Source organism: Neorhizobium sp. PAMB6630, assembly GCF_058242775.1.
Genome location: NZ_CM177836.1, coordinates 689,326 through 704,355, shown reverse-complemented (window position 1 = coordinate 704,355; position 15,030 = coordinate 689,326). Strand labels below are relative to the sequence as shown.

The window sequence follows — 15,030 nt, the reverse complement described above, 5'->3', positions numbered from 1 at the left end:
TCGAGATGAAATCAGATCGGTTGCCGGGGCTCCTCCTCCAGCAACCAGATGACGCCATCTGCCCCCGCAAAAGATGCCGGCGCAATCAGGCGTGACACGAGGCTGGCGTACAAATTGCGATATCGCAGTGCGTCATGGGTAGAAACCGCTACATCAGCAGTTTTTCATGTGTGGATTTCCACCCATGCGGGTTGCCGGGCCTACTCTTCCCCAAGCTCCAGAAGGCTTTCCGGCGAGAGAAGCTTCTTGTCGAGGCCGTATTTCTGCATCTTTTCGTAGAGCGTCTTGCGGCTGATTCCGAGCTGCTCGTAGACCGGGCGAAGGGCCCCGCCATGGGCCGCGATGGCGCTGGCGATAATGTTGCGCTCGAAGGCCGAGACGCGGTCGGACAGGCGCCCGCTTTCAGGCTTCACCAGCGCGCCGCCATCGCCGGGGCGCATGTCGAGCCCCAGCACCAGCCTGTCGGCAGCATTGCGCAACTCACGCACATTGCCCGGCCAGTCGCGCTGGGCAACGGATGCCACCACTTCCTGCGGCACCTCCATGTCGTCGCGGCCATAACGCGCGCAGGCCTCGCGCACCAGCTGCAGGAAAAGAAGCGGAATATCCGGCCGGCGCTGGGCAAGCGAGGGCACGCGCACGGTTGCCACGTTCAGCCGGTAGAACAGGTCCGCCCGGAAGCGGCCGGCTGCCACCTCCGCCTCCAGATCCACCTTGCTGGTGGCAATGAAACGCACGTCGAGACCCACCGTCTCGTTGGAGCCGAGCCTTGTGATCACCCGCTCCTGCAGCACCCGCAGGAATTTCGCCTGCAGGTCGAACGGCATGGAGCCGATTTCATCGAGCAGGATAGTGCCGCCGCGGCCATGTTCGAACTTTCCAAAGCGCGGACGAAGGGCGCCGGGAAAGGCGCCGGCCTCGTGGCCGAACAGCTCGCTCTCGATCAGGTTTTCCGGCAGGGCGGCGCAGTTGATGGCAATGAACGGCTTGTTGGCGCGCGCGCTCACATCATGCAGCGCCCGCGCCACCACTTCCTTACCCGCGCCTGTGTCTCCGATGACGAGCGTATCGGCATCCGTCGCCCCGATGGCGCGGATCTGGTAACGCAGGTCGACCATGCCTTGCGTGCGCCCCGGCAGCCGGCTTTCCAGATCATCCCGCTTGCCGGCGACGGCGCGCAAACGGCGGTTTTCCAGAACGAGACCGCGCCGGTCGAGCGCACGGCGGATGACGCCCGACAGATGTGGCGTGGTGAACGGCTTTTCGATGAAATCATAGGCGCCCTCGCGCATCGCCTTCACCGCCAGCTGCACATCACCGTGACCCGTCACCAGGATCACAGGGATTTCCGCGTCGAGTTCACGGATGCGCTGCATCAGCGTCATGCCATCAAGGCCGGGCATACGGATATCGCTCACCACAACGCCATCGAAGGCATAACCGATCAGCTCCAGAACATGATCGGCGCTTGAAAGCGTCTGCACCGAAAGCCCGGATAGCTCCAGCGCCTGCGCGGTGGAGCGGCGCAGTTCTTCTTCGTCGTCCACCAGCAAAACCCGCTGCATGCGTCTTCTCTATCCTTCCGCCCGCTCCCCGGCCGATTGCAATCTGATGCGAAAAACCGCCCCGCCCTCGGGGTGATCACCGGTCTCCAGGCTGCCGCCGAAATCCTTGATGATGTTATAGGAGATGGAAAGGCCAAGTCCCAGCCCCTTGCCGACACCCTTGGTGGTGAAGAAGGGATCGAAGATACGCTCGCGGATTGCGGCCGGCACGCCGGGCCCATGATCGCGCACGGTGATTTCCACAAGGCCATCGTCATGGCGGGCAGACATTTCGATGCGCCTGTTGTCCAGCCCCTCCACCGCATCGGCGGCATTGGTGATGATGTTGACGAGCACCTGCTGCAGGCGCACGAAACCCGCCTCCACCGCCATGTCCGGCACCTCAAGATCAAGGACGAGCGTTGCATCGGCGGCCTTCAGGCGGGCGGCAACGATTTCCAGCGTATCGCGGATCACCTCGTCCAGCAGCACGGGGCCGAGCTTTTCGTTCGGCTTGCGGGCAAAGTTGCGCAGGTGCCTGGAAATCGAGGCCATGCGGTCGATGAGCGCCGAGATGCGGCGGATATTGTCGTTTGCCTCCACCAGTCGGCCACGCTCGATGAGAACGGCAGCACTATCGGTATAGGTCTTTGCGGCCGCCAGCGGCTGGTTGAACTCGTGCGACAGCGCCGCCGACATCTGGCCGAGACCGGCAAGCTTGCCGGCCTGAATAAGATCGGCCTGCGTCTGGCGCAGCTGCTGTTCGGTCAGGCGCCGTTCGGCAATTTCTTCCTCGATGCGCTCGTTGACGCGGGCAAGGTCTGCGGTGCGCTCCACCACGCGCCGCTCCAGCTCGCCCTGCGCTTCGGCTTGCAAAAACAGGCGCTCGGCCAGCCGTGCGCGCCGCTGCAACAGGATGGCAAGGCCAAGGCCGGCAAGGCAGAGAAGCAGGAAGCCGGCGATAACCACGGTCTGCGCCTGCGCCCGCGCCGAGGCGGTATCCGTCAGCACATTCACCGTCCAGCCGGCCTCCGGCATCGGCTGCGACAGCGCCACATATTCGCGCGTGCCCTGCTGTTCGGCAATGCGCACGAGCCGGTGGCCACCCTCCAGCGTTTCAGTGATCGGCAGCGGCTTCAGCACCGCATCGGAATACCGGCGCGAGGCACTGGTGCGCGCCAGCCGCTCCGGCGTCAGCGGCAGAATGGCCTTGTAGAGCCATTCCGACGTGCCCGTCATGAAGATGATGCCCTCCGGGTCCGACACGAAGATGCGCGCATCGCCACCAACCCAGGAGGCCTCGATCATGTCGATATCCACCTTGAAGACGAGGACGCCGAGGATGCGGCCGGCAATCTCGATGGGCGAGGAAAAATAATAACCGCGCTTGGCAGACGTGGTGCCGAGCGCATAAAACCGCGCCTGCCGACCCTCTGCCGCCTCCTGGAAATAGGGCCGGTAGCTGAAATTCTGGCCGATGAAGCTTGCCGGCAGTTCAAAATTGCTGGCGGCGATCGTTTCGCCATCCATCGTCATCATGTAGATATCGGAGGATTTGAGGAGCGCATTGATTTCGCTGAGATATCTGTTGGTGGCATGGCGCGCCACCGGATCGTTCGGCCGCTCTATCAGCGCCTCGATGGCGGGCTGGTCGGCGAGAAGTGCCGGCAGGGCCTCATAGCGGCGCAGATGCCCTTCAAGGGCTGATACGGCGAGGCGAAGCGTGGTTGCCCCTTGTGTTTCCGCCTCGCGCAGATAACGCGTCTTGATCACCTCGCCGCCGTAGATGACGAAGAGGATGCCGATCAGCAGGATGGCAAGAACCGCCCCTTGCGATGTCAGGAAACGCCGACGTGGCCGCGCCCCGTCGGAGAGGGAGCGACCCTGGCTGTTGCTTGCCCGAAGCGCGCCCGAAAAGGCGTCCGCAGGCGCTGCCAGCATTTCCTTCCCCACCCTTTGTGTTCCTCCCGCTTTCCCCTTTCAGTTGACCTCATCTTTCCGCCACACTCAAGAGCATGAGCGTGATTGCCTTCCTTCGATCCGCAATAGAAGGACAACCGGGCAAACCACCTCAAACCGGAGTGATCCCCATCCGGCGGCGCGTTCAGGAAATCGTGAGTGTTTGCCGGTTGCAATGACGGGTGATCGGGGTAGTCTTTGGTTACCGCGGGTTATCGACAAGGGCACTGGCGGCTGGAAGACGAACCGAGCTTTCGCCCTCCGTGAAGGAGGTGGAAAACGTGACCATATCGGCTGCTGAAACCACGCTTGAACCGCAGGAACTGGATTTTCTGCAGACATGCTTTGATGTGCTGCGCCGAGAGCGTGGCCTTGAGGGTAACGCCCTCACCGACCGGCGGGCGGCCGATAATCTCGCTGCCGAGATCATCGAGCTTTACCGCACCGGCGTTCGCGATCCAGGCGAACTGACGAGCCGGCTGACGTAACAGCGTCCACTGCACTCAAGCCCGCCGCAACACCTGTTGGCGGGCTTTATCATGTCTGAAAACATCAGCCTTAACGCTTGGCCAGAAGATCGCGTTCATCCCGCATCAGGTAAAGGCGCGTGACGACATCAAGATGGGTTTCAAGCCAAGCGGCCATCGCCATCTCCTCACTAACAATCTTCTCGAACACTTCGACGGCTTCGGTATCCCCCAGCTCGTCTGCGGCAGCGATGAGCACACGATAGGTGGCAATTTCGGAATGTTCGAACGTGTAGATGGCCATTGTGGTTTTCACCACCTCGTCAGCGGCCAGCATGCCCGTCACCCCTTGCGCAACGACGGAGAGACGCCCTGCCACTTCCTTCAGCACCGAGCCGCTTCCCGGCACCCGGTCGAGCAGCTTGCGCAGCGCCTCGGCCTGCGCCTCGGTTTCCATGAGGTGCTGCTGCATGCGCTCGCGCAGTTCGGGATAATTTTCGATGCGGGCGATCTGGGCGCGCAACATGGCCGTTGCCTGCACCTCCATCGCATGCGCGTCACCAAGCCAGACGATGAAATGGTCGAGGGAATGGGCCATGAACAACCTCCTTTGTCTGTGGCGGTCCGCGCCGGCCATGTGGGCAGCGCGAATTCCACCTTTGCTTTCACCCTATCGGCTGAATCAGCCGTTTCCTTGACATAGATCCGTTGCGAAAGATGGGAACGATCTCCTTCGCTTGCGGTTCAACAGACAAGCAATCAGGAGATCATCATGCCAGACCCACGCGATCCGAGCGAACAACCGCCGATGCCCTCCCCCGTCTGGGCACCCGAGCCGCCGATCAAGGAGCCTGAACCGGACCATCTGCCGGACGAAAACCCGGTACCCAATCCGGATGAAAGCCGCGAGCCACCGGCGCAGTTCTAGACATTCGGCAAAGCGCGAACGGCGTCCCGAAAAGACACGGTCACGCGCCAGCTTATCACGATCCGAAACTTGTCGCGCGCCACGCTGGAACCGGCGCGGCGTAACCGCGTTCTGTGACCAACAGAGAGATCCAGAAGGTGACGATCGTGGACGTGAGCATGCGCAGCGCCAGCCATACCCAGATGAGCCAGACGCAGATGGACCAGGCCCATACGAAAAAGTCCGGCTCCATCATCCGCACCGGGCGCAATGCGTGGCGCGAGGCGACAGCCAGCCGCGCCGCCTTTCTCGTGGATGGTGCCGAGTATTACCAGCGCCTCGAGCACGTGTTGAAGAAAGCCGAAAAATCCATCTTCATCATCGGCTGGGATTTCAACCCGCATATCCGCCTTGACCCGCAAACGGACGGCAGCCCGACGCTTGGCGAAATCCTGCGCGCGCAGGTGGAGGCGCAGGAAGGACTTGTGGTGCGCATCCTCGTCTGGGGCATGGGACCGATCTATTCCGGCAAGAGCCTGAAACTGTTCCAGAAGACCGGCTGGAACGACCATCCGCGCATCCGCCTCGAATTCGATTTCCGCCATCCCGTTCGCGCAAGCCACCACCAGAAAATGGTGGCGGTCGATGATGCCGTGGCTTTTCTCGGCGGCATAGACTTGACCGCCCGCCGCTGGGACGACCGCCGGCACGCCATCCCCAATCCCCTGCGCTGCTCGCCCGATGGCACCTGTTATGGTCCGGTGCATGACCTTCAGGCGATCCTTGCCGGCGATGGCGCAAAGCTTGTGGGCGACGGTGCCCGCAAGCGCTGGAAGCGCGCAACCGGCGAGGCGCTGGAGGCGGACCCCGGCAACCCGGATGCGCTCTGGCCGCAGGATCTTGCCCCTTCGCTTACCGATTGCCCCGTAGCGCTGGCGCTCACCGAACCGCTTCTATGGAACGGCAGGCGCGGCCGCCGCGATGCCGTGCAACTGACCCATGATGCCCTGCGCGCGGCGCACCGGCATATCTATCTGGAATCGCAGTATCTGGCCTCGTTTACCGTGGCGCGCACGTTGGCTGACCGGCTGCAGGAACCGGATGGCCCGGAAATCATCATTCTCGTCACGCGGGAATCGCACGGGCTGTTGGAAAAACTGATGATGGGCCACAACCGCAACCGGCTGATCCGCCGGCTGAAGCGGCAGGACCGCTACAATCGCCTGCGGGTGTTCTATGCCGTGACGCGCGATGGCGAGGGCCAGGAGACGGAAATCATCGTTCATTCCAAGCTGGTGGTGATCGACGACAGATTCGTGCGCATCGGCTCGTCTAACCTCAACAACCGCTCGGAAGGGCTGGATACGGAATCCGATATCGCCTTCGAGCCCACGAGCGAGGAAGGTCGCCGCGCCATCACGGCGCTGCGCGACGACCTGATTGCCGAACATCTGGATGCAAGCCCGGCCGAAATTTCCGCCGCCATTGCCGAGACCGGATCGCTGATCCGCACCATCGAGCAGTTCAACAGCAAGCCCCGCGGCCTCAGGCCCTTCGTGATCGATGCCAAGGGCGAGACGGACTCGCTGATCGGCACATCGCTTGCCGATCCGCGCCGGCCGTTCTGGCCCTTCCGCCAGCTGAAGGTTGGCACCCGCTGGGCGCTGTCACGCCTGACGCGCAGCTTCACCTGAAGGAGTGGGCGCTGCCGGCAAACGGCGGAAATAAGCTTCCGAGATCAGGAAGACCGGCACGCCAATCAGCAGCGGAATGAAGTAATAAAGCACCCGGAACGCAACCAGCGCCCCGATTGAGGCGCTGGCAGGCAGCAGCAACAACATCGTTGCCTCAAGCACCCCAAGCCCGCCGGGCACGTGGCTCAACATCGCGGCGATGGTGGCTGTCACGTAAGACGCGGCCACCTGCAGGTAACCTGCATCGGTGAAGGTCTTCAGCAACTGGTCGAGCGCACCGGCGACGCAACCAAAATTGACGGTGCCGACGAGGATCTGCGCAATGCACATCGGCATTGTCGGCATTTCCATGCGGAACGAGCGGAATTTGAGCGGCGGCCGGCCCCAGACCGAGCAGATGACATAGGCCACCGGATAGGCCAGAAACGCCAGCCCCACCCAGAAGCGCCCGGAAGCATCGAGATCGAGCAGGCTTTCGCCCGTCGGCGGCATGAAGAGAAGGGTAATGGCGGCAAGCATGCTGAGGCCGAGAAGCACGGTTGCCCCGCAAAACAGGATGACTTTTGCCACCTCATCGCCCGAAAGCCCCCAGCGCGTATAAAAGCGATAGCGTACCGCCCCGCTCGAAAGCGCAGCGCCTCCGACGTTGTGGCCAATCGACAGCGCCGTAAACGAGGCAAGCGCCGCCCGCCTGAACGGTTGCGGCCGGCCGACATAACGCAGGGCCAGCCAGTCGAAACCGGAGAGGCAGAGATAGGAGGCGGCCACGAACAGCGAGGCTGTCAGCAGCCGCCACGACGGGATCATCGCCAGAGAACTGCGGATATCCTCAAGGCTGTAGCGGCTGAGGCTTCGATAGACCAGGACAGCGGCAATACAGATGATGGCGACAACGAGTATTCGAATGATCTGCCGCGTCACGTCGGCTCCTTTTCAGGATATGATTTCGGCAGGCTGCCGAAGGACTGGTTTCAAGCCGAGGGAACGAAACGCGGGGTAAAGGGGTTCCCTGCCTCATGATTGAACCTGTACCAGATACGGGCGCAGCGGAGCGCCGGACCATCCGCATTCTGAGTTATAACGTTCACAGTTGCGTGGGCACGGACCGAAGGCTCGATCCGGGCCGCGTCGCCGACATGATCGCGCAGATTTCTCCCGACATTATCGGCCTGCAGGAACTGGATGTCGGCCGCAAACGCAGCGGCGGCATCGACCAGGCCGAAGCGATTGCCAGCCGCCTGAAGATGGATTTCCAGTTTCACCCAGCGCTCAGCGTCGAGGAGGAGCGTTATGGCGATGCACTGCTGACAGCCTTTCCGATGCGCCTTCGCCGTGCCGGGGCGCTTGCCTCCATCGGGGAACCCCGCGGCGCGCTCTGGGCTGAGATCGACATTCACGGCAAGCCTGTTCAGGTGTTTAACACCCATCTTGGCCTTTTGCGCCGTGACAGGCTGCGCCAGGCGGAGGAACTGGCCGGCGACGGCTGGCTCGGCCATGCGGATGTGCTGGACAAGCCGACCATCCTGATCGGCGATTTCAACTCCATTCCGGCCTCTGGCGCCTACAAGACGCTCGCGGCCCGGATGCACGATGTACGCCAGCATGCGGGCGGGTTTGCCAGGCCGACCTTTCCCTCGCGATTTCCCCTGCTGCGGCTCGATCACATCTTCGTCTCGGGCGGACCGCGGATCGTGACGGCGGAGGCGATATCGACGCCGCTCGCGAGACGCGCCTCCGACCATCTGCCGCTGCTTGCGACTGTGGAGGTTTAGCGGTTGGCACGCCCACGCTGGGCGGGATCGATGCTGCCATCGGCGCGGGTATCGTTTTCGATATCACCTTCGACGCTGTTTTCGCCCTTGATCGGCCCTTCGCCGACGTGGCGATCAAGCCCTTTGGATTGACCGATGCCGGGATCGCGCTTTAGATCGGCGTCACTCGGCGTGCCCGTCTTGAAATGCTGGTTACCGGACATGATTGTCCTCCTTGCTTGTTTTGCGTGCGCCGGCTCAATCGCGCGCCACGAACTTGTTGAAGCGGCTGGTTTTTCCGCCCTTGGTTTCATCCTGATAGAGGAAGGCGAGTTCGTTCTCGTCAAATATCGAGAAGAAGTCCTCCCATTTTATCTCTTCGAGATTGTCTTCCGGCTCACCGAAATCGACGCGCAGAATGCCGCCCTCGCCGGCGCCCTTGACGCGGGCGGGGTGCCCGCCGCGCTCCTCGATCCAGCGGCGAATGGTGTCGTGATCAGTGGTTTGAACGGCTTCACTCATCTGACGGTCCTCCTTTCAGATATTTCAACCGAACCCGTCGGCCGCGGCTAGGTTCCGGCATTTGTTGCGTGGTGTGATGTCCCTTCTGGCTGTGGAACTTTTGCCCGCTGCTGCGGTTGAGGCGCCGTTGCCTGCGGGGCATCGCCGGCAGCATCAATCCATCCTCCCCGCCGGGGCGTTTGCCTTCCCCCGGAAGGCGCCTCTTCTTTGAGGGTGTGACACTTTGCCTGCCGTGATAGGCTGGCCTGCGGCAACGCCACACATTGTGCATTGCAGCAGATGCCACGAGACTGCTTTTACCAGCGCCCCATAGCCACGGGGTCGGACAAAGAGCGAGTGCCCCCATGTTTGAAAATTTCGATGCCACGATACTGGCGCGAATACAGTTCGCCTTCACCGTTTCCTTCCACATCATCTTTCCGGCCTTCTCCATCGGCCTTGCAAGTTACCTTGCCGTGCTGGAAGGCCTGCATCTGTGGACGAAGAAACCCGTCTACATCGAGCTGTTCGATTTCTGGAAAACGATCTTTGCGCTTGCCTTCGGCATGGGCGTCGTCTCCGGCATCGTCATGTCCTACCAGTTCGGGACAAACTGGAGCGTGTTTTCCGACAAGGCAGGCCCGGTCATCGGCCCGCTGATGGGTTATGAAGTGCTCTCGGCTTTTTTCCTGGAAGCCGGGTTCCTCGGGGTCATGCTGTTCGGGCGCAAGCGCGTCGGCCCGGCGCTGCATTTCTTTGCGACCCTGATGGTGGCGCTCGGCACGCTGATGTCGGCCATCTGGATCCTGGCGGTGAATTCCTGGATGCAGACGCCGGCCGGTTTTGCCGTCAACGATGTCGGCCAATTCGTTCCGACCGACTGGTGGGAGGTGATCTTCAACCCGTCCTTTCCCTATCGTTTCGTCCACATGGTGCTCGCGGCCTATCTCACCACGGCGCTCGTCGTCGGCGCGGTCGGCGGCTATCACCTGCTGCGCCGCACCGCACCGCTTCGCGCCGGCACGATGTTTTCCATGGCGATGGGCATGATTTCCGTTGCCGCGCCGCTGCAGATCTTTGCCGGCGACGAACATGGGCTCAATACGCTGGAGCATCAGCCGGTAAAGATCATGGCGATGGAAGGCCATTACGACAGCCACCCGGATGGCGCGCCGCTGGTTCTGTTCGGCATTCCGAATCCCGCGGAAAAGCGCATTGATTACGCCGTCGAGATCCCGAAACTTTCCAGCCTGATCCTGAAGCACGATCTCAATGCACCGCTTTCGGGCCTCGATACGGTGCCGGATGAGCTGGAGCCGCCGGTCACCGTGGTGTTCTGGTCGTTCCGCGTCATGGTCGGGCTTGCTTTCGCCATGCTGGGCCTGGGGCTCTGGAGCCTTTACTGTCGCTTCCGGCACACGCTTTACCAGGCAAGCGGGCTGCATCGGCTGGCCGTCGTCATGGGCCCGGCCGGTTTCGTGGCGGTGCTGGCGGGGTGGATCACAACGGAAGTCGGCCGCCAGCCCTATACGGTCTATGGCCAGCTTTTGACGGCGCAGTCGATTTCGCCGGTCTCGGCACCGGCCGTCGCCTCGTCGCTTATCGCCTTTGTCATCGTCTATTTCCTCGTCTTCGGCGCCGGCACATTCTACATCCTGCGTCTGATGGGCCGCCTGCCGCGTGACCCCGAAGGCCATCTTGGCCAGGGGCCGATCCGCACCGCCGGCATCACGCCGGCCTCCGGCCTTGCCGAACAGCACATAACCCATTCAGCCTCGCACGGAGGTGCCCGTCATGGTGCTTGATCTTCCTTTCATCTGGGCCGCCATCATTGCCTTTGCGGTGCTCGCCTATGTGGTGCTCGACGGGTTCGATCTCGGGGTCGGCATCCTCTTTCCGTTCTTTGACAAGAAACACGATCGCGACGTGATGATGAATTCGGTCGCGCCCGTCTGGGATGGCAATGAAACCTGGCTGGTGCTGGGCGGCGGCGGGCTGCTGGCCGTCTTTCCCCTCGCCTATGCCACCATCCTGCCGGCGCTCTATGCGCCCTTGATCGCCATGCTGCTGGCACTGATCTTTCGCGGCGTGGCGTTTGAATATCGCTGGCGTTCGAAGCGGGCCGAACGGCTATGGGACCGGGCCTTTGCCGGTGGCTCCATCGTCGCTTCCTTCTGCCAAGGGGTGGCGCTTGGTGCGCTGGTACAGGGCATTCCGGTGGTCAACCGCGCTTATGCCGGTGGATGGTGGGACTGGCTGACGCCGTTTTCCATCGCCACCGGCTTTGCCGTTCTTGTCGGTTATGCGCTTCTCGGGGCGACATGGCTGGTAATGCGCACAACGGGAGAGCTTGCCGATCGCGCCCGCCGGTTCGCCTTTGCAACGGCCATCCTGACCGTCATTGCCATGGCAAGCGTCAGCCTGTGGACGCCCTTCCTCAAGCCGGAATATCTCGACCGCTGGTTCCGCTATCCAACCGCGATCTTCAGCGTGGCTGTTCCGCTGCTGGTGATCGGCTGCCTTTATGGTCTGCTGAACGGGTTGAAGACAAAACATGACAGCCGGCCGTTCATTGCCGCGCTTGGGCTTTTCGTGTTTGCCTATATCGGCATCGGCATCAGCTTTTATCCCTATATCGTGCCAACATCCGTGACGATCTGGGATGCCGCAGCCCCCGACAAGAGCCTTGCCTTCCTGCTGGTCGGCGCTGCCGTTCTGGTGCCGGCCATCCTTGCCTACACCGCCTATGCCTACTGGGTATTTCGCGGCAAGGTGGATCCGGAAGAGGGATATCACTGATGGCACCGAAAATGGCCCGGCAGATCGGCTGGTTCGTCGCGCTCTGGGTCGCCGGGGTGTTGAGCGTCGGCGTCGTCGGGCTGATCATCAAGCTGTGGCTTGGGGCTTAAGCCCGATCTCCCACGGCGATGGATTACCGCCGTGTGAGCGCGATCAGATACCGGGATGGTTCCTTGCCCGGATTGAAGAACACGCAAGCGCTCGGCGGGCCAAGCTCCAGACAGTCACCGGGCGAAAGATGATGGAGCGTGCCGCCCTCATCGAAATCCAGTTGCCCTGACAGAAGCCAGATCTGCTGGCGTTGGAAGGCAAAGGCAGAGGCCGGATAGGGAATGCGCACGCCGGCCGGCAGCGTCACCTCGATCAGTTCCAGAAGTCCGCCATTGGGCAGAGAGACCGCGCGGCGGGTATAGCCGGTTTCCGGGTCGGTCCAGACCGGTTGATCGCCAGCCCGCGACAGGCGGTCGCCGGCACGCTCGGCCAGCGCCAGAAGCACCGAAAGCGGCAGGCCGAAGGCGCCGGAGAGGCGGCCGAGCACGGTTGCCGTCGGGCTTGCCTCGGAGCGTTCGATCTTGCTGATCATCGCCTTGGAGACGCCGGACCGTTCAGCAAGGTCGGACAGCGACCAGCCGCGATTTTCCCGCTCCAGCCGCAGGCGCTCGGCAATCGCTTCGCCGCTTAAAGTCTGCGGGCCGGAAGCCCCTCGATTATCCGCGCCGTCCATGCTTGCATTTCCTCAAATTCGTCTCTTATAGTGGACGAAAGCAACCCTATACGAAACATAAAATGGGCTGCAAACCATTTAACCGGGAAAACCGGAGGGGAACAATGCGCGAAATCCGCTTCAATGCCTTCGACATGAACACGGTCGGCCATATCCAGCACGGCCTGTGGCGGCATCCGCGCGACCAGTCGCATCGCTATAACGACATCACCTACTGGATGGACACGGCAAAGCGGCTGGAGGCCGGCCTGTTCGATGGGATCTTTTTTGCCGATGTCTCCGGGGTCTATGACGTGCTGGGCGCCAGCCCGGATGCGGCGATCCGGGGTGCGGTGCAGGTGCCCGTCAACGATCCGATGATGCTGGTGCCGGCCATGGCAACTGTTACCACGCATCTCGGCTTTGGCGTCACGGCAAACCTTACCTATGAGCCGCCCTTCCTGTTTGCCCGGCGCATGTCGACGCTCGATCACATGACGCAGGGGCGGATCGGCTGGAACATCGTCACCGGTTATCTCGACAGCGCCGCGCGTGCCAATGGCCTTGAGGGCCAGATGGCGCATGATGATCGCTATGATCTCGCCGACGAATATATGGAGATCATGTATCGCCTGTGGGAGGAAAGCTGGGAGGACGATGCGGTGGTGTTTGATCGCGCCGGGGGCCTTTATGCCGACCCGGCCAAGGTTCACAGGATCCGCCACGAGGGCAAGCAATACCGGCTGGAGGCCATGCATCTCTGCGAGCCCTCGCCGCAACGCACGCCGGTGCTGTACCAGGCGGGCTCTTCGCCGCGCGGGCGCACGTTTGCTGCGACGCATGCCGAATGCGTTTTTGTCAACGGCCAGAAGATCGACGGCGTGAAGGCGATCGTCGACGATATCCGCGCAAGGGCGGTCGAGGTCGGCCGCGTGGCTGACGATATCAAGGTGTTCATGGGCGCCACCATCGTCACCGGCCGCACGGATGCCGAGGCGCGGGAGAAATTCGAGGATTACCGGCACTATGTCAGCTCAGAAGCCGCCCTTGTGCATGCGGCCGCCTCGATGGGCATCGATTTTTCGAAATACGATCCGGACGAGCCGATCGAGACGGATAAGAGCAATGCCATCACCTCCAATGTGGAGGCGATGACGCGCTCGGCCGGTCCGCAATGGACGCGGCGCAAGCTGCTGGAACAGATGGTGCTGGGCAGCCGGCAGGCGCCGATGGTGGGGGCTGCCGAGGATATTGCCGGGCAGTTGATCACCTGGAGCGAAAACGCCGGCATTGACGGGTTCAACCTGTCGCGCACCGTCGTTCCCGAATGTTTTGACGATATCATCGATCTCATCGTGCCGATCCTGCAGGAACGTGGCGTCTATAAGACCGCCTATGCGGAAGGGCCGATGCGGCAAAAGCTGTTTGGCATGCCGCGTCTTCCCGCAAGGCACGTGGCGGCCAGCCACCGCAAGAAGAACGCCTGACATGGCAAGAGCGCAAGTGCCTGATAGCGAAAGCGGCGCGCCTGGAAAAATAATGCTCGGCTGGCTCTGCCTTGCCGTGGTGCTTTCGCTGTCGGCGTGGTTTTCGGCAACGGCCGTCGCGCCGGAGATGACGCGGGCGTTGTCGCTTGGAAGCGGCGCCTCCGCGTGGCTGACCAATGGCGTGCAGCTGGGTTTCGTCACCGGCGCGCTGATCGCCAGCCTCATCAACCTGCCGGATATAGTTGCCATGAACCGGCTCGCCGCCGTCTCGGCAGCGCTTGCGGCGCTTGCCAATGCGGCGCTGCTCATGGAACCCGGCCTTGCCGGTGCCATTGCCTGTCGCTTTGCCACTGGATTTGCGCTCGCCGGCGTTTATCCGCCCGCCATGAAGCTCGCTGCCACCTGGTTCCGGAAAAGCCGGGGGCTGGCACTCGGCTTTGTCATCGGCGCGCTGACGGCGGGCTCCTCGCTGCCGCATCTGTTTCGCGGGCTGACGGCATCGCTCGACTGGCGCATTGTCGTGGAACTTGCGTCTTTTTGTGGGTTCATCGGCGCCGCTCTGTTTCTTCTCATCGTGCGCGAGGGACCTTATCCCTTTGCCCGCACGGTGTTTGATCCGCGCCAGATCGGCCACGTGTTCAAAAACGGTGACCTGATGCTGGTGAATGCCGGTTATCTCGGCCACATGTGGGAGCTTTATGCCATGTGGGCTTGGTTGCTTGCCTACCTGAGCGCGGCGCCTGCGGGTTTTGCGGCAGGGGCCGGATCGCTTGCAACCTTTGCAGCGCTTGCCGCCGGTATCATCGGCTGTCTCGCCGGTGGCGTGCTGGCAGACCGGTTTGGCCGGGCGGTGACAACGGCCGGCATGATGCTGGTGTCGGGCTCGGCAGCCCTTGCCATCGGCTTCGTCTTCGACGGGCCAACTTGGTTGCTGATGCTGGTGGTGATCATCTGGGGCATCTCCGTCATCGGCGATTCCGCGCAGTTTTCCGCCGCCGCCACGGAACTTACGGACCGGCATCTCGTCGGCACCGCACTTTCGCTGCAGATGGGCATGGGCTTTGCGCTGACCGGCATCAGCATCTGGCTGATGCCGCAGCTGGCCGCCTGGTTCGGCAACTGGCGCTGGACATTTTTGTTTCTGAGCCCTGGCCCGTTTCTCGGGGCATGGGCCATGCTGCGGCTTCACCGCCGGAATGCCACCCGCCCGGCCTGAGG

Annotated in this window: 15 protein-coding genes; 8 read left to right on the top strand and 7 right to left on the bottom strand. The window is 62.3% G+C overall.

The window, feature by feature from the left end; translation table 11 throughout:
• Positions 1-200: 200 nt before the first annotated feature.
• Together AC4CWF_RS03285 and AC4CWF_RS03280 are read right to left on the bottom strand one after the other, a co-directional pair.
• A complete protein-coding gene (locus tag AC4CWF_RS03285; RefSeq protein WP_491283708.1) occupies positions 201-1,565 on the bottom strand; it encodes a sigma-54-dependent transcriptional regulator in 1,365 nt (454 codons plus the stop codon).
• 9 nt (positions 1,566-1,574) lie between these two features.
• A complete protein-coding gene (locus AC4CWF_RS03280; RefSeq protein ID WP_491283707.1) occupies positions 1,575-3,485 on the bottom strand; it encodes a sensor histidine kinase in 1,911 nt (636 codons plus the stop codon).
• A gap of 299 nt (positions 3,486-3,784) precedes the next feature.
• On the opposite strand from AC4CWF_RS03280, the gene AC4CWF_RS03275 reads away from it, so the two are divergent.
• Complete coding sequence (locus AC4CWF_RS03275; protein ID WP_491283706.1) at positions 3,785-3,991, top strand: hypothetical protein; 207 nt, start codon at positions 3,785-3,787, stop codon at positions 3,989-3,991.
• A 70-nt stretch (positions 3,992-4,061) separates the two neighbouring features.
• On the opposite strand, the gene AC4CWF_RS03270 is transcribed toward AC4CWF_RS03275, so the two are convergent.
• Positions 4,062-4,568, bottom strand: coding sequence for a ferritin-like domain-containing protein (locus tag AC4CWF_RS03270; protein ID WP_491283705.1), 507 nt, complete (start codon positions 4,566-4,568; stop codon positions 4,062-4,064).
• Positions 4,569-4,742: 174 nt separating this feature from the next.
• On the opposite strand from AC4CWF_RS03270, the gene AC4CWF_RS03265 reads away from it, so the two are divergent.
• Together AC4CWF_RS03265 and AC4CWF_RS03260 are read left to right on the top strand one after the other, a co-directional pair.
• Positions 4,743-4,898 carry a hypothetical protein gene (locus AC4CWF_RS03265; RefSeq protein ID WP_491283704.1) on the top strand — a complete coding sequence of 52 codons (156 nt, stop codon included), beginning with the start codon at positions 4,743-4,745 and terminating at the stop codon, positions 4,896-4,898.
• Positions 4,899-5,044: 146 nt separating this feature from the next.
• Positions 5,045-6,571 carry a phospholipase D-like domain-containing protein gene (locus AC4CWF_RS03260; RefSeq protein ID WP_491283703.1) on the top strand — a complete coding sequence of 509 codons (1,527 nt, stop codon included), beginning with the start codon at positions 5,045-5,047 and terminating at the stop codon, positions 6,569-6,571.
• On the opposite strand, the gene AC4CWF_RS03255 is transcribed toward AC4CWF_RS03260, so the two are convergent.
• Entirely contained in the window at positions 6,545-7,492 is a 948-nt protein-coding gene (locus AC4CWF_RS03255) for a lysylphosphatidylglycerol synthase domain-containing protein (protein ID WP_491283702.1), read from the bottom strand. The two genes, AC4CWF_RS03260 and AC4CWF_RS03255, sit on opposite strands and share 27 nt — an antisense overlap.
• 95 nt (positions 7,493-7,587) lie before the next feature.
• Between AC4CWF_RS03255 and AC4CWF_RS03250 the strand changes: the two genes are divergently transcribed.
• A complete protein-coding gene (locus AC4CWF_RS03250; RefSeq protein WP_491283701.1) occupies positions 7,588-8,343 on the top strand; it encodes an endonuclease/exonuclease/phosphatase family protein in 756 nt (251 codons plus the stop codon).
• Here AC4CWF_RS03250 and AC4CWF_RS03245 read toward each other — a convergent pair.
• Both AC4CWF_RS03245 and AC4CWF_RS03240 read right to left on the bottom strand, forming a co-directional pair.
• On the bottom strand, positions 8,340-8,546 hold the full coding sequence (locus tag AC4CWF_RS03245; protein WP_491283700.1) for a hypothetical protein: 207 nt from the start codon (positions 8,544-8,546) through the stop codon (positions 8,340-8,342). The two genes, AC4CWF_RS03250 and AC4CWF_RS03245, sit on opposite strands and share 4 nt — an antisense overlap.
• Before the next feature lie 34 nt (positions 8,547-8,580).
• The gene (locus tag AC4CWF_RS03240; protein WP_491283699.1) at positions 8,581-8,844 is read right to left on the bottom strand and encodes a hypothetical protein; all 264 of its coding nucleotides are present in this window, start codon (positions 8,842-8,844) and stop codon (positions 8,581-8,583) included.
• A gap of 344 nt (positions 8,845-9,188) precedes the next feature.
• On the opposite strand from AC4CWF_RS03240, the gene AC4CWF_RS03235 reads away from it, so the two are divergent.
• Complete coding sequence (locus tag AC4CWF_RS03235) at positions 9,189-10,628, top strand: cytochrome ubiquinol oxidase subunit I (protein WP_491283697.1); 1,440 nt, start codon at positions 9,189-9,191, stop codon at positions 10,626-10,628.
• Positions 10,618-11,622, top strand: a complete 1,005-nt coding sequence (cydB, locus tag AC4CWF_RS03230; protein ID WP_491283696.1) for a cytochrome d ubiquinol oxidase subunit II — start codon at positions 10,618-10,620, stop codon at positions 11,620-11,622. The genes AC4CWF_RS03235 and cydB overlap by 11 nt, the downstream gene beginning before the upstream one ends.
• Before the next feature lie 133 nt (positions 11,623-11,755).
• Here cydB and AC4CWF_RS03225 read toward each other — a convergent pair whose 3' ends face one another.
• Positions 11,756-12,346, bottom strand: coding sequence for a helix-turn-helix domain-containing protein (locus AC4CWF_RS03225; RefSeq protein ID WP_491283695.1), 591 nt, complete (start codon positions 12,344-12,346; stop codon positions 11,756-11,758).
• 104 nt (positions 12,347-12,450) lie between these two features.
• Between AC4CWF_RS03225 and AC4CWF_RS03220 the strand changes: the two genes are divergently transcribed.
• Together AC4CWF_RS03220 and AC4CWF_RS03215 are read left to right on the top strand one after the other, a co-directional pair.
• Positions 12,451-13,812, top strand: coding sequence for an LLM class flavin-dependent oxidoreductase (locus AC4CWF_RS03220; protein WP_491283694.1), 1,362 nt, complete (start codon positions 12,451-12,453; stop codon positions 13,810-13,812).
• A 1-nt stretch (position 13,813) separates the two neighbouring features.
• Positions 13,814-15,028 carry an MFS transporter gene (locus AC4CWF_RS03215; RefSeq protein WP_491283693.1) on the top strand — a complete coding sequence of 405 codons (1,215 nt, stop codon included), beginning with the start codon at positions 13,814-13,816 and terminating at the stop codon, positions 15,026-15,028.
• Positions 15,029-15,030 lie beyond the last annotated feature (2 nt).

Bases quoted from the DNA above. Each gene is read 5' to 3' on its own strand.
- AC4CWF_RS03285 (WP_491283708.1), bottom strand. From the start codon at position 1,565: ATGCAGCGGGTTTTGCTGGTGGACGACGAAGAAGAACTGCGCCGCTCC.
- AC4CWF_RS03280 (WP_491283707.1), bottom strand. From the start codon at position 3,485: ATGCTGGCAGCGCCTGCGGACGCCTTTTCGGGCGCGCTTCGGGCAAGC.
- AC4CWF_RS03270 (WP_491283705.1), bottom strand. From the start codon at position 4,568: ATGGCCCATTCCCTCGACCATTTCATCGTCTGGCTTGGTGACGCGCAT.
- AC4CWF_RS03265 (WP_491283704.1), top strand. From the start codon at position 4,743: ATGCCAGACCCACGCGATCCGAGCGAACAACCGCCGATGCCCTCCCCC.
- AC4CWF_RS03250 (WP_491283701.1), top strand. From the start codon at position 7,588: ATGATTGAACCTGTACCAGATACGGGCGCAGCGGAGCGCCGGACCATC.
- AC4CWF_RS03245 (WP_491283700.1), bottom strand. From the start codon at position 8,546: ATGTCCGGTAACCAGCATTTCAAGACGGGCACGCCGAGTGACGCCGAT.
- AC4CWF_RS03240 (WP_491283699.1), bottom strand. From the start codon at position 8,844: ATGAGTGAAGCCGTTCAAACCACTGATCACGACACCATTCGCCGCTGG.
- AC4CWF_RS03235 (WP_491283697.1), top strand. From the start codon at position 9,189: ATGTTTGAAAATTTCGATGCCACGATACTGGCGCGAATACAGTTCGCC.
- cydB (WP_491283696.1), top strand. From the start codon at position 10,618: ATGGTGCTTGATCTTCCTTTCATCTGGGCCGCCATCATTGCCTTTGCG.
- AC4CWF_RS03225 (WP_491283695.1), bottom strand. From the start codon at position 12,346: ATGGACGGCGCGGATAATCGAGGGGCTTCCGGCCCGCAGACTTTAAGC.
- AC4CWF_RS03220 (WP_491283694.1), top strand. From the start codon at position 12,451: ATGCGCGAAATCCGCTTCAATGCCTTCGACATGAACACGGTCGGCCAT.
- AC4CWF_RS03215 (WP_491283693.1), top strand. From the start codon at position 13,814: ATGGCAAGAGCGCAAGTGCCTGATAGCGAAAGCGGCGCGCCTGGAAAA.